At 74.0% G+C, this 12,822-nt stretch carries 12 protein-coding genes; 5 read left to right on the top strand and 7 right to left on the bottom strand.

Going from position 1 to position 12,822, the window contains the following annotated elements; translation table 11 throughout:
• The first annotated feature begins 59 nt into the window (after positions 1-59).
• Complete coding sequence (locus L615_RS14850) at positions 60-362, top strand: MerR family transcriptional regulator (protein ID WP_232221833.1); 303 nt, start codon at positions 60-62, stop codon at positions 360-362.
• 126 nt (positions 363-488) lie between these two features.
• Here the strand turns inward: L615_RS14850 and L615_RS14845 are convergent, their stop codons facing one another.
• The 6 genes from L615_RS14845 to L615_RS14820 all read right to left on the bottom strand — a co-directional run bounded on the left by L615_RS14845 (position 489) and on the right by L615_RS14820 (position 8,179).
• Complete coding sequence (locus L615_RS14845) at positions 489-1,295, bottom strand: dioxygenase (protein WP_261376716.1); 807 nt, start codon at positions 1,293-1,295, stop codon at positions 489-491.
• Positions 1,296-1,528: 233 nt separating this feature from the next.
• On the bottom strand, positions 1,529-2,191 hold the full coding sequence (locus L615_RS14840) for a uracil-DNA glycosylase (protein ID WP_222430567.1): 663 nt from the start codon (positions 2,189-2,191) through the stop codon (positions 1,529-1,531).
• 390 nt (positions 2,192-2,581) lie between these two features.
• Complete coding sequence (locus L615_RS14835; RefSeq protein ID WP_145725575.1) at positions 2,582-4,087, bottom strand: aminotransferase class V-fold PLP-dependent enzyme; 1,506 nt, start codon at positions 4,085-4,087, stop codon at positions 2,582-2,584.
• A complete protein-coding gene (locus L615_RS14830) occupies positions 4,077-5,417 on the bottom strand; it encodes an MFS transporter (RefSeq protein ID WP_145725574.1) in 1,341 nt (446 codons plus the stop codon). Before L615_RS14830 ends, L615_RS14835 begins: the two co-directional genes overlap by 11 nt.
• On the bottom strand, positions 5,414-6,619 hold the full coding sequence (locus L615_RS14825; protein ID WP_084255442.1) for an alpha/beta fold hydrolase: 1,206 nt from the start codon (positions 6,617-6,619) through the stop codon (positions 5,414-5,416). The genes L615_RS14830 and L615_RS14825 overlap by 4 nt, the downstream gene beginning before the upstream one ends.
• A gap of 132 nt (positions 6,620-6,751) precedes the next feature.
• On the bottom strand, positions 6,752-8,179 hold the full coding sequence (locus L615_RS14820) for a trehalose-6-phosphate synthase (protein WP_028656721.1): 1,428 nt from the start codon (positions 8,177-8,179) through the stop codon (positions 6,752-6,754).
• A gap of 112 nt (positions 8,180-8,291) precedes the next feature.
• Between L615_RS14820 and L615_RS14815 the strand changes: the two genes are divergently transcribed.
• Positions 8,292-9,698 (top strand): sensor domain-containing protein, encoded by a 1,407-nt coding sequence (locus L615_RS14815; RefSeq protein ID WP_222430565.1) that lies wholly within the window; start codon positions 8,292-8,294, stop codon positions 9,696-9,698.
• A gap of 10 nt (positions 9,699-9,708) precedes the next feature.
• On the top strand, positions 9,709-10,365 hold the full coding sequence (locus L615_RS14810; protein WP_028656719.1) for a response regulator transcription factor: 657 nt from the start codon (positions 9,709-9,711) through the stop codon (positions 10,363-10,365).
• A gap of 38 nt (positions 10,366-10,403) precedes the next feature.
• Here L615_RS14810 and L615_RS14805 read toward each other — a convergent pair whose 3' ends face one another.
• Complete coding sequence (locus tag L615_RS14805; protein ID WP_145725573.1) at positions 10,404-11,411, bottom strand: Gfo/Idh/MocA family protein; 1,008 nt, start codon at positions 11,409-11,411, stop codon at positions 10,404-10,406.
• A 131-nt stretch (positions 11,412-11,542) separates the two neighbouring features.
• Between L615_RS14805 and L615_RS14800 the strand changes: the two genes are divergently transcribed.
• Together L615_RS14800 and L615_RS14795 are read left to right on the top strand one after the other, a co-directional pair.
• Positions 11,543-11,839: a DUF3263 domain-containing protein gene (locus L615_RS14800; protein ID WP_028656717.1), complete on the top strand. Its 297-nt coding sequence runs from the start codon at positions 11,543-11,545 to the stop codon at positions 11,837-11,839.
• A gap of 19 nt (positions 11,840-11,858) precedes the next feature.
• Positions 11,859-12,416, top strand: coding sequence for a LytR C-terminal domain-containing protein (locus L615_RS14795; protein WP_145725572.1), 558 nt, complete (start codon positions 11,859-11,861; stop codon positions 12,414-12,416).
• The last annotated feature ends 406 nt before the right edge of the window (positions 12,417-12,822 follow it).

The raw sequence follows: 12,822 nt of genomic DNA, 5'->3' as shown, positions 1-12,822 counted from the left end.
CCGGCACGGTGCCGGCCGCTTCATTGACCTGTAACGAACGTTATAGATAATCTGTTCCCGTGGATCAAGTCGCAATGGCGCGCGGGTCGGCCAGGGCGCGCACGCGGGGCGTCTACGCCATCTCGGTCGCTGCCGACATGACCTCGCTGCAGGTGCAGAACATCCGGGTCTACGAGCGGCGCGGGCTGCTGTGCCCCGAGCGCAGCGCCGGCGGCACCCGGCTCTACAGCCCGGCCGACATCGAGACCCTGCACCGCATCCGCGACCTGCTCGCCGAGGGCCTCAACCTCGCCGGGATCGCCAAGGTGCTCGAGCTCGAGGCCGAGGTCGCCCGGCTGCGGGCACGCCTGCAGCGCGGCTGAGCCGTCGTCGTACCGACGGCGGGGGAGGTTGCTGACGTCTTCTCGCGGTTGTCGGCCGTTGCAAACGTCGACAAGCGCAGGAATCCCCGCCTGGGCGGGGATTCCTGCAGGTGTCGTCGAGCCGGGTCAGGCGACCTGCAGCGACCGCTTGGACAGGCCCATCCAGAACTCGTCGCGGATAACCTGCTCGCCCGGCGTGGCGGGGTCGGTCGCGGCGCCGAGGGTGACGAAGAGCGGGCTGTAGTGCTCGACGGTGGGGTGCGCGTAGGGCATGCCCGGCGCCTTGTCGCGGTACGACGCCAGCTCGTCGACGTCGCCGCGGGCGAGCGCCTCGCCGGCCCAGGCGTCGAAGTCCTTCGACCAGCCGGGGGCGGCGGCCTCGATGCGGAACTCCCGGAGGAAGGGCAGGCCGTGGGTGAGGAAGCCGGAGCCGACGATCAGCACGCCCTCGTCGCGCAACGGGCGCAGGCGGCGGCCGATCTCCATCAGCCGGCCCGGGTCGTGGGTCGGCATCGACATCTGCAGCACCGGGATGTCGCCCTGGGGGTACATGATCCTCAGCGGCACCCACGCGCCGTGGTCGAGCCCGCGCGAGCGGTGCTGGTGGACCGGCTCGGTGCGCGGCATGGTCGCGGCGATCCGGCGGGCCAGGTCGGAGGCGTCGGGCGTCTCGTAGGTCATCTGGTAGTACTTCGGCGCGAAGCCGCCGAAGTCGTAGACGAGCGGCGCGTGGCTCGCGCTGAGCGACAGGGGAGCGGACTCCCAGTGCGCGCTGACGATGAGGATCGCCTTCGGGCGCGGCAGGTCCCGGGCCCAGGTGCGCAGCTGGCCCGACCACACCGGGTCGTCGAGCAGCGGCGGCGCGCCGTGCCCGATGTAGAGGGCGGGCATCCGGTCGGCCGGGGTGCCGGGGGTGGTGGTGTCAGTGCTCATGTCCGTCCCAACTAGTTGAGACTTCAACTTTATTCCGGACGCACGTCGCTGGCAAGGGTGAGCCGGGCCACCCGACCCGGCTGGCGTCGTACGACGGAGCTTGATGACGTCTTCTCGCGCTTGCTGGCCGTTGCAACCGTCATCAAGCGCGGGAATCCCCGCTCAGCCGGGGATTCCTGCAGCCCCGGCGACCCCAGCCAGACCCCAGGGTCAGCCCGGCCCTCAGCCCGCCCTCAGTCCGGCAGGGTCCAGTCCACCGGCTCGGCGCCGAGGTCGACGAGCAGTTGGTTGACCCGGCTGAACGGGCGGGAGCCGAAGAACCCGCGGTGGGCCGAGAGCGGGGAGGGGTGCACGGACTCGACCCAGGGGATGGGGCCCAGGTGCGGCTTGAGGGTCTGCGCGTCCTTGCCCCACAGGATCGCCGCGACCGGGGCACCGGCCTCGGCGCGACGGACGAGGGCCTGGATCGCGCACGCGGTGACGTGCTCCCAGCCCTGGCCGCGGTGCGAGCCGGGCTCGCCGGGGCGCACGGTCAGCACCCGGTTGAGCAGCATGACGCCCTGGTCGGTCCACGCTCCGAGGTCGCCGTGGGCGGGCGGGACGACGCCGACGTCGTCGGCGAGCTCCTGGTAGATGTTGCGCAGGCTCGGCGGCAACGGCCGCACGCTGCGCTCGACGGCGAAGCAGAGGCCGATCGGGTGGGCCGGGTTCGGGTAGGGGTCCTGGCCGACGACGAGCACGCGCACGTCGGCGAGGGGGCGCTGGAAGGCGCGGAAGATCCGGTCACCGGTGGGCTGCCAGGCCCGGCCGGCGGCGACCTCCTCGCGCAGGAAGCGACCCAGCGCCTCGACGCGGTCCTCGACCGGCGCCAGCGCCGCGGCCCAGTCGGCGGCCATCAGGCCCTTCTCGACGAGTCCGGAGAGAGCACCCACGGCCGGAACCCTAGTGCGCCCGCGGGCGCGTGGTCCCCCCAGACCCACCATCCTCGGGTCCCGGCCGGGGTGCTGTTCTCGCCGCCGGTCGCGCTCTCCCTTCGCGCCGGCGGTCCGCTCCACCGTGTGGTGCCGTCCCTCTCCCTCCCAGGGACGCCACCCGGTGTCGCGGGGTAGCTCCGACGCGGAACCCGAGCCGTCCTGGTCCTCCGGGGGCACTCCCGGCAATGGGGTGCCGGACCCGGTGGGGCTCCCTCCAGTGGACTTGGGGTCCGCGTCGGTGATGAGAAATCTACGGAACCGGGACCGGTCCCGGGATCGGGTGCCCGGCCGAGGTCCGCTAGTCCTTTGGGACTACCCGCCGCCCGCGAACGGGGCATGGCCGGTCGGGACACCGGGTACGCCGCCCGCCGGCCCTGTGGGCAGCTCCGTGGGCAGCCCTGTGGGCAGCTCCGCCGGTCGGGCCAGCCGATCGAGGAATGCGACGAGCACCGCCTCGCGCAGTCGCGGGGGCGCGACGTCGAGGAGCGCGTTGACGGGTGCCATCCGCTCCGGCAGGCCGAGCTCGCCGCCCTCGCCGGCGAGCCCGCCGGCCGCCAGCAGCAGGTCGAACTCGGCGTCGCCCAGGGTCGCCGGGTCGAGCGTCTGCAGCAGCGCGACCACGCCCTCGTCGACCGGCACCGGCCCGGCGACGAGCGCCGCGGCCACCGACCCTGCGAGGGCGTCGAGGAAGCCCGCCGGGTCGGTCGAAGCGCTGACCGCGAGGTGGAGCGAGGCCGGCTGGCCGTCGTAGGACAGCTGCGGCTGCACGAACCACCCGCGCTGCGCCATCTCGTCGCAGACCGTGAACACGTCGAGCGGCCCGTCCGCGACGGCGGCGACCAGGGTCGAGTCGGGGGTAGCGACCAGGCTGAGCCCCTCGGTGGCCTCGATGCCCGCGCAGATCCGGTCGGTCGCCTCGAGCGCGCGGCGGGTCAGGTCGAGGTAGCCGTCGTCGCCGATCGCCCGCACCGTCACCCACGCGCCGGCGACCGGGCCGCCCGAGCGCGTCGACTGCAGCGTGGCGTTGAGCATCGTGTAGCCCGGCCACCCGGCGTGCGCGAAGTACTGCGGCCGGCGCAGCTCGGGCGTGCGGTGCAGCAGCAGCGACGCGCCCTTGGGTGCGTAGGCGTACTTGTGCAGGTCGGTCGAGATCGACGTGACGCCCTCGACGGCGAAGGTCCACCGCGGCACCGGGCGGCCCAGCCGCGCCGCCCACGGCAGCACCCAGCCGCCGATGCAGGCGTCGACGTGGCAGCGGACGCCGCGGGCGGCGGCAGCGATCTCGGCGACGGGGTCCACCACCCCGTGCGCGTACGACGGCGCGCTGGCCACCACGAGCACGGTGCTGTCGTCGATCGCCTCGGCCATGGCCCGGGCGTCCGCGCGGTGGTCCGGGCCGACCGGCACGACGACCGCCCGCACCCCGAAGTAGTGCGCGGCCTTGTGGAAGGCGGCGTGCACCGTCTCGGGCACGACCATCGTCGGGCTGGTGACGTCGGGCCGGGCGTCCCGGGCGCCCTGCACGGCGAGCAGGCACGACTCGGTGCCGCCGGAGGTCAGCGTTCCGACCATCGTGTCCGGGCCGTCGACCAGCGGGCGGGCGAACGCCACCAGGTCGTTCTCCATCGCCAGCAGGCTGGGGAACGCGGTCGGGTCGAGGCCGTTGCTGCCGGCGAAGGCGGCGACCGCCTCGCGGGCCAGCGCGTCCACCTCGGCCAGCCCGGCGTCGTACACGTAGGCCAGGGTGCGGCCGCCGTGCACGGGCAGGTCGTCGGCCTGCAGCGCGGCCAGCCGGGCGCGCAGGTCGTCAGGCGCCAACGCGGTCCACCTCCGTCTCGTCGAGCGTGTAGCCCCGCAGCCACCACAGGCTCACCAGCACGAGGGCCGCGGGCAGGATCGAGAAGCCGAGGGCGATCGCGGTGACCGCGGAGTCGGGCTGCAGCGCGCCACCGGCGTCGCTGGAACGGTAGCCGCCGATCGCGAGGACCACCGCGAACAGGCCGGGCCCGAGGGCCAGGCCGAGGGTCTCGCCGGCGGTCCAGACGCCGGTGTAGACGCCGATCCGCGACGACCCCGTGTCGCGCGCGTCGACGGCCGCCACGTCGGGCAGCATCGCCAGCGGGAACACCTGGATGCCGGCGTACCCGACGCCCACGAGGCCGACCGCGACGAAGACGAGGGCGGTCGGGCCGTCCGTGGCCGGCAGCACCGCCGCTGCCCCGGCCGCCAGCACGAGCGAGGCGACCAGGTAGCCGGTCTTCTTCCCGATCCGCTGCCCGACCGCAGCCCATGCCGGGGTGAGCAGGAGGGCGGGGCCGACGAAGCAGACGAAGAGGATGGTGGCGGCGCCGTCGCGCTCGAGGACGTCGCCGGCGACGTAGTCGACCCCGGCGAGCATGCAGCCGGTGGCGAGTGCCTGCAGCACGAAGGTGGTCAGCAGCAGCCGGAAGTCGCGGGCGCCCGCGACCAGGCGCAGCTGGTCGCGCAGGGTCCCGGCGCCGGCCTCCACCGCGCCCACGGGCGCGGCCCGCGTGCCGCGGTAGGCGAGCAGCGCGCCGGTGAGGATCAGCAGGGCCATCGCCACGCCCATCACGCGGTAGCCGTCGCGGCCGCCGACCGCGTCGCGGATCGCGGGGGCGCTGGCGCCGGCGAGCAGGATGGTGAACGCGAGGATCGCGACGCGCCACGTCATCAGCCGGGTCCGCTCCTCGTAGGAGTCGGTGATCTCCGCGGGCATCGCGACGTAGGGCACCTGGAAGAAGGCGTACGCCGTCGCGCACGCCAGGAACGCGACCAGCACCCACGCCGCGTCGGCGGTGCGCGAGCCCAGGTCGGGCGCGGCGAAGAGCAGGGCGAAGCAGGCGGCGAGCAGCACGCCGGCGCGCAGCAGCCACGGCCGCCGCGGGCCGCGGGGGTCGACCGTGCGGTCGCTGATCCGCCCAGCGACCGGGTTCAGCACCACGTCCCACGCCTTCGGCAGGAAGACGATGGCGCCGGCGGCCAGGGCCGGCACGGCGAGGGTGTCGGTGAGGAAGGGCAGCAGCATCAGGCCCGGGACGGTGCCGAAGGCGCCGGTCGCGACCGAGCCGGCGCCGTACCCGACGCGGAGGCCGCGGCCGCCCGGGGCCGGATGGTGCCCGGCGCTCACCTGGCCAGGGACCGCGATGCCGACGAGCTCGTGCGGCGCTTGCGGTTGGTGCCGATCGGCACGGACGGCTCACCTGGCTCGGTGTCGTCCTCGGCGTCCGTCGACCAGCGGTTGATCCACTCGTCCATCGCCAGCCACGTGGTGGTGCGCGCCGCGCGGCCGGTCAGCATGCCGAGGTGGCCACCGGGCACGACCTCGAAGCGCACCTCGCGCGCGTTCTCGAGCAGGGGTACGACGGCGCGGACCGCCGGCACCGGCGCGATCCCGTCGGTGGCACCGCCGAACACCAGCACGGGCACCCGGATGTCGGCCAGGTCGATGGTGCGGTCGTCGAGGTCGAAGGTGCCGCTCGCGAGCTGGTTGCCCTTCGCGAAGCGGTGGTAGAGCTGGCCGAAGGTCCGGCCGGGGTAGGCGATCATGTTGGCGGTGAAGTTGTCGACCGCCTCGACCTGCGCGAGGAACTCCCGGTCGTCGACGTGGGTCGCGAGCGCGATCGGCTTGGTCACCAGCTTCTGGAAGGCCGTCAGCTGGAAGGCCCACTTCACCAGCGGCTTCGGTGCGCCGCCGAGCACCTGGTAGCCCTTGGTGATCGGCCCGCGGCCGGCCGTGAGGTTCAGCAGCGGCCGGAAGGGCGCGAGCATCGGCACCTGGGTGACGTCGATGGGGGAGCCGACCACGGTCAGCGAGGCGACCGGCAGGTCACCCGAGCGCTGGTCGGCCAGCGCCAGCAGCGAGAAGATCCCGCCGAGGCTCCAGCCGATGACGTGGACGGGACGACCGCCGGCGTGCTCGGACACCGAGCGGATCGCGGTCGGCAGCACCTCGTCGACCCAGTGCTCCATGCCGAGGTTGCGGTCGCGGAAGGACACCTCGCCGTACTCCACGAGGTAGGTGGGGCGCCCCTCGGTCACGAAGTGCTCGACCAGGGAGCAGCCGCGGCGCAGGTCGTAGCAGGCCGACGGCGCCGCGAGCGGGGTGACCAGCAGGACCGGGTCGCCCTTCTCCTGGACGTGGCCGGCCGGGCGGTAGTGGTAGACCTCCCGCAGCGTCCCGTCGTCGATGAGCGTGCGGGGCATCGGCCGGAGGTCGGCGACGCCGCCGTAGAGCACCTTGTGGGCGACGTTGCTCGCTGCTGCAACGACCTGGTCGGGTCCGGGGAGCAGGCCAGCGCCGGGCAGCGAGCGCAGGGGCACCAGATCCATGGGCGAACGCTACCGCGCGGCGGGCGGTCGTGCGGCCCGTCTCCGTGGACGGTCCGGCGGGCCGGTCAGCCCCCCGGTCGGCTCCCGGTCAGCGCCCGGTCAGCTCCCGGTCAGCGCCCGGTCAGCTCCCGGTCAGCTGCGGTCGGCCGGTCGCAGCACCTTGGTGTGCGCCCGGCCCTTGTCCTCCAGCTCGGTCATGAAGCTGTCGGCCCACGCCTTCACGTCGTGCTGGCGGATCTGGCGGCGCATCGCCCTCATCCGGCGGGTGAGCTCCTTCGGCTCCGCCTCGTAGGCCTCGAGCAGGGCCGCCTTCATCCCGTTCATGTCGTAGGGGTTGACCAGCCACGCCTGGCGCAGCTCGTCGGCGGCCCCGGCGAACTCGGAGAGCACCAGCGCGCCGTCGTCCTCGACCCGGCAGGCGACGTACTCCTTGGCGACGAGGTTCATGCCGTCGCGGTACGGCGTCACGACCATCACGTCGGCGGCGCGGTAGAGCGCGGCCATCTCCTCGCGGGGGTAGGACGTGTGGAGGTAGCTGATCGCCGGACGGCCGATCCGCCCGAGGTCGCCGTTGAGCCGGCCGACCAGGCGCTCGATGTCGTCGCGCAGCTGCCGGTAGTGCTCGACCCGCTCCCGCGACGGCACGGCGACCTGGACGAAGACGGCGTCGTCGACCTCGAGCTTGCCGTCGCTGATCAGCTCGCCGAACGCGCGCAACCGGGCGTAGATGCCCTTGGTGTAGTCGAGCCGGTCGATGCCGAGGAAGATCTTCTTCGGGCTGCCGAGCGCCTCGCGGATCGCCTTCGCGCGCTCGGTGACGCTGTCGGAGCGGGCGAGGTCGTCGAAGCCGGCGGCGTCGATGGAGATCGGGAAGGCCGCGGCCCGGACCGTTCGGCCGTCGGGCAGGTAGACGAGGTCGCGGTGCGTCTTGTGGCCGACCCGCTGGCGGACCAGCCGCACGAAGTTCTGCGCCGCGCCCGGGAGCTGGAAGCCGACCAGGTCCGCGCCGAGCAGGCCCTCGAGGATCTGGCGGCGCCACGGCAGCTGCTGGAAGAGCTCCGCGGGCGGGAACGGGATGTGCAGGTAGAACCCGATCCGCAGGTCCGGGCGCAGCTCACGCAGCATCTGCGGCACCAGCTGCAGCTGGTAGTCGTGGACCCACACGGTCGCGCCCTTCGCGGCCAGGTCCGCGGCCTTCTCGGCGAAGCGCCGGTTCACCTTGACGTAGGTGTCCCACCACTCGCGGTGGAACTCCGGCTTCGCGACGACGTCGTGGTAGAGCGGCCACAGCGTGGCGTTGGAGAACCCCTCGTAGTGCTCCTCGATCTCCTCGGCCGACATCGCGAGCGGTACGAGCGACAGCCCGTCGTCCTTGAACGGCTTGAGCCGTTGCTCCGTGCCACCGGGCCAGCCGACCCACACGCCGTCGTGGGCGCGCATGACCGGCGAGATGGCCGACACCAGGCCGCCGGGAGAGCGCCGCCAGGAGGCCCTCCCGTCCGGAGTCCTGACGCGGTCGACGGGGAGCCGGTTGGCAACGATCACCAGGTCGTGGGCCACGCGGCAACCCTATCGGGGTGGTCCGCACGGGGTGCGGGTGTCGGGCTGGCCCGACACCAGGTGTCCGGCTGGCAGGATTCCGGGGAGGCCGCCCGCGGACGACGCTGGTGGCATGACCGAGACCCAGGCGATGCACGAGCCGACCCACGAGCCGACCGACCAGCCGACCGACCAGCCCGCAGGCCGGCCGGGCGAGCACCCCACGAGCGAGCTGATGACACCGACCACCGGGCCCGACCCGCACCCCCCGGCCGCAGCGCCGGGCCGGCGCCGCCGCGGCCTGGTCGCCCGCACCCTGCACGAGTCGGCCTACGCGCTCGTCGCGTTCCCGGTCGCCCTGGTGGCGATGGTCGTCGTGGTCACCCTGGTCGCCACCGGTGTCGGCCTGGTCGTGGTGGTCGGCGGCATCCTCATCCTGGTCGCCGCGGCCCTGGTCGCCCGCGGCTTCGCCGTGCTCGAGCGGATCCGGCTGCAGGTGCTGCGGGGTGAGCCGGTGCCGTCGCCGACGTACCTGCAGCCCCGGCCCGGTGACGGCTTCTGGGCCCGCTCGCTCACCGCGCTGCGCGACCCGCAGTCGTGGCTCGACGTCGTCTGGTCGGTGGTCGGGCTGCTCACCGGCACGATCGCGTTCTCGATCGTGCTGGCCTGGTGGGCCGCGGTGCTCAACGGCGCGACCTACTGGTTCTGGGAGCGCTTCCTGCCCGACGGCGGCGACCCGCGCGGGCTGGCCGAGCTGATGGGCCTCGGCGACGGCCGGGGCGCCGACATCGCCGTGAACACCGCCATCGGCGTGCTCGCCCTGCTGACCCTGCCGCTCGCCACCCGCTTCGCGGCGCTGCTCCACGGCAGCCTCGCCTCCGTGCTGCTCACCAGCCGCGCCGAGCTCCAGGGCCGCGTCGCCCGGGTCGAGCAGAGCCGCGAGTCCGCCCACCGCGCCGAGGCCGAGTCCCTGCGCCGGCTCGAGCGCGACATCCACGACGGGCCGCAGCAGCGCCTGATCCGCCTCGGCATGGACCTGGGCCGCGCCCGCGTCCAGCTCGGCCAGGACCCCGAGACCGCCGCCCGCACCCTCGACGAGGCCGTCGCCCAGACCCGCGCCGCCGTGGAGGAGCTCCGCGCCCTGTCCCGCGGGATCGCCCCGCCGCTCCTGGTCGACCGCGGCCTGGCCGCCGCCGTCGCCGAGATGGCCGACGGGCAGCCGGTGCCGGTGAAGGTCCTCGCCGACGTGCCCCGCGGCCTCCCGCTCGCCGTCGAGACCGCGTCCTACTTCGTCGTCGCCGAGGCGCTGACGAACGTCGTCAAGCACAGCGGGGCCACGCGCGCCGAGGTCGTCCTCGCCGTCGCCGACGGCCGGCTGCAGGTCACCGTCGTCGACGACGGTCGCGGCGGTGCCGTCCAGGTGCCCGGCCACGGCCTGCGCGGGCTGCAGGAGCGCCTCGACGGCGTCGACGGCGACCTCGTGGTCTCCTCGCCGGAGGGCGGCCCGACCCGGGTGCACGCCGAGATCCCGGTGCCGTGAGGATGGCCTGATGCGGATCGTGGTCGCCGACGACTCGGTGCTCCTGAGGGAGGGCCTCCAGCTGCTCCTCGCGGAGGCCGGGCACGAGGTCGTCGCCGCCGTCGGGGACGGGCCGGCGTTGGTCGCCGCCGTCCTCGAGCACCGGCCCGACCTCGCCATCGTCGACGTCCGGATGCCGCCCAGCCACACCGACGAGGGCCTGCGCGCCGCAGTCGAGGTCCGCCGGACCTGGCCCGGTGCACGGGTGCTCGTCCTGTCGCAGTACGTCGTCGCGTCCTACGCCGACGAGCTGCTGGCAGCGGGGGAGGGCGGCGTCGGCTACCTGCTCAAGGACCGGGTCAGCGACGTCGCGGACTTCCTCGAGGCGCTGGTGACCGTCGCCGGGGGCGGCACCGTGCTCGACCCGATGGTCGTGCGCCAGCTGATGACCCGGCGCCGGGACCCGCTGGCCGAGCTCACCCCGCGCGAGCAGGAGGTGCTGGCGCTGATGGCCGAGGGCCGCTCCAACGCCTCGGTCGCCGAGGCGCTGGTCGTCTCGCTGGCCGCGGTGGAGAAGCACACCCAGCGGATCTTCGCCAAGCTCGGGCTCTCGCCCGACGACGACCAGTCGCACCGCCGGGTGCTGGCCGTCGTGCGCTACCTGCAGGCCGGCGGGGCCGGAGCCTAGGCGCGCGACGGCTCAGCGCCGGTGTCAGGAGCCGGAGGTCAGGCGGGGTGGGGCGCCGCACCGACCTGGGCGCGGACGTCCTCCACCTGCCCGAGGATGGTCAACGTCTGCGCGGGCGGCACCCACGGCGACGCGGTGAGCCCCTCGCGCAGGCACTGCTGCACGTGGGCGGCCTCGTTGCCGTAGCCGGCGCCGATGACCGGCTCCGGCGGCTCGTGCACCACCCGTCGTACCGGCTGGTGGCGGCGCTCGATGGCGTTGAAGGTGAACCCGGACGGTGCGTGGAAGTCGCCGGTGATCTCGACCCAGCCGGCGTCGGTGGTGATCCGGGCGCCGTTGGCGGCGTGCGAGCTGAGCCCGGCGGTCAGGGTGGCGAGCGTGTCACCGGGGTAGCGCCCGGCGATCGCGACGTCGAGGTCCACGTGCCCGCCGGCGACGGTGCCGACCGCCTGCAGCTCGACCGCCTCGCCGAGCATCAGGTGGGCGAAGGTGAGCGGGTAGATCCCGATGTCGTGCATCGCCCCGCCACCGAGCGCCGGGTCGAGCAGCCGGTGCGTCGGGTCGGCCGGTGCGGTGAAGTGGAACTCCGCCGACAGGTGGCGCGGGGTGCCGAGCTCGCCGGCCGGCAGCCGGCGGGCCAGGTCGCGCCACACGGGGTGGCACGCGCTCCACATCGCCTCCATCAGGAAGCGGTCCTGCTCCCGGGCCAGCGCGAACAGCCGCTCCGCGCCGGCGCGGGTCAGCGTGAGCGGCTTCTCGCACAGCACGTGCTTGCCGGCAGCCAGCGCCAGCTCGACCTGCGCGGCGTGCGCGACGTGCGGCGAGCCGATGTAGACGACGTCCACCTCCGGGTCGGCGAGCACGGCGTCGTAGTCTCCGTACCGCTCGGCGCCGTGGCGCTGGGCGAAGGCCGCCGCCCGCTCCGGCGTGCGCGAGCCGACGTGGACCAGCCGGGCGTCCGGCACCAGGGCCAGGTCGGTCGCGAACTGCCCGGAGATCCCGCCGGGCGCGAGCACGCCCCAGCCGATCGGGGTCGTGGCGCTCATGGCCGCAGCCTAGACCGGCCCCGCCCCGGTCCCGGGGCCGTCGGCGCGGTCGAATGACATCGTTGTGATTCGGGGGCTAGAGTGAGCCCCGTAGACCTGCCGAACCCACACCCGAGCGTCGAGGAGACCTCATGAGCGCCGAGCGAAGCCACCAGGACGCCACCCCGGTCGTTCCGGCCGACCTCAGCGACCGGGACCGCGCGATCCTCGAGTTCGAGCGCCAGTGGTGGAAGTACGCCGGCGCCAAGGAGAACGCGGTGCGCGAGCAGTTCGACATGAGCGCCACGCGCTACTACCAGGTCCTGAACGCCCTGATCGACCGTCCCGAGGCCCTCGCCCACGACCCGCTGCTGGTCCGGCGCCTGCGCCGACTGCGCTCCCAGCGCCAGCGCCAGCGCTCCGCGCGGCGCCTCGGCTTCGAGATCTGACCCGAGGAGAGAGGCGGCCATGACCTTCCCCACCTGGCCTGCTCGCACCCGCACCGACCGAGGCGCCGTCCTGCCCTCGCCCGTCGTCCTGCTGAGTGTCGTCGCCGTGCTGCTCGCCGCCGTCGCCTTCGTGGCGACCCGCGGCGACGAACCGGTCGAGCGCGACATCTCCGCCACCAAGGCCGCCGCGACCCCGACCGGGACCGCGTCCGACGACACCGATGACGCCTCCGACGACCCCACCGCCGAGGAGTCGGAGACGCCGGTCAAGGAGAAGCCCAAGCCCAAGCCCGTCGTCCGCGGCGAGCACTCCGTCGTCGTCTTCAACAACACCCGCATCACCGGCCTCGCCGGCCGCGTCGGGGAGCGGGTCAAGGAGGCCGGCTGGCAGCTGGCCGCCGCCGACAACTGGTACGGCACCGTGCCCGCCACCACCGTCTACTTCCCCAAGGGCAAGAAGGCCGCCGCCCAGCTCCTCGCCCTCGACCTCGGCATCGCCCGGATCAAGCCCGCCGACATCGACAGCGACATGTCCGCCGACAAGCTGACGCTGATCCTCACCGGCGAGCTCGACTAGTTTCGCGCGAGCGCGTCGCCTGTCGAGGGCTGCGCGCAGGCCTCGCAAGCTCGGCCCGCACTTGCCCTCGACGCGGCTTCGCCGCGGGCGCCGCGCTGCCGCGCCGCAGTTGCCTTGCGTAGGTCCTGCCCCCGCCTGGCGGCAAGCCCTGCGTTCCCTGCGTGCGACTGCCCATGGTTGAGGTTGCGACGAGCGCCAGCGAGGAGCCTCGAGACCTCCGGGCCTGACGGGCGGGCTGTGGTCGGCAGGGTSGGGTGTGCCGGTGCCGCTGGTTTCGAGGCTCGGCCGKGGGCGGCCTCGCACCTCAACCAGCGGCGGCTGGGCGACGAGTGCCCGCCCGGTGGTTGAGGTGCGACGAGCGCCGGCCTGACGGGCGGGCTGTGCTCACTACGGTCGGGTGTGCCGG

This window comes from Nocardioides sp. J9 (assembly GCF_007829375.1).
In the GTDB taxonomy this organism is placed as follows: domain Bacteria; phylum Actinomycetota; class Actinomycetes; order Propionibacteriales; family Nocardioidaceae; genus Nocardioides.
This window is presented reverse-complemented; position numbering and strand designations above follow the sequence as displayed.

Bases quoted from the DNA above. Each gene is read 5' to 3' on its own strand.
- L615_RS14840 (WP_222430567.1), bottom strand. From the start codon at position 2,191: ATGGCCGCCGACTGGGCCGCGGCGCTGGCGCCGGTCGAGGACCGCGTC.
- L615_RS14795 (WP_145725572.1), top strand. From the start codon at position 11,859: ATGACCTTCCCCACCTGGCCTGCTCGCACCCGCACCGACCGAGGCGCC.
- L615_RS14815 (WP_222430565.1), top strand. From the start codon at position 8,292: ATGACCGAGACCCAGGCGATGCACGAGCCGACCCACGAGCCGACCGAC.
- L615_RS14825 (WP_084255442.1), bottom strand. From the start codon at position 6,619: ATGGATCTGGTGCCCCTGCGCTCGCTGCCCGGCGCTGGCCTGCTCCCC.
- L615_RS14845 (WP_261376716.1), bottom strand. From the start codon at position 1,295: ATGAGCACTGACACCACCACCCCCGGCACCCCGGCCGACCGGATGCCC.
- L615_RS14805 (WP_145725573.1), bottom strand. From the start codon at position 11,411: ATGAGCGCCACGACCCCGATCGGCTGGGGCGTGCTCGCGCCCGGCGGG.
- L615_RS14810 (WP_028656719.1), top strand. From the start codon at position 9,709: ATGCGGATCGTGGTCGCCGACGACTCGGTGCTCCTGAGGGAGGGCCTC.
- L615_RS14800 (WP_028656717.1), top strand. From the start codon at position 11,543: ATGAGCGCCGAGCGAAGCCACCAGGACGCCACCCCGGTCGTTCCGGCC.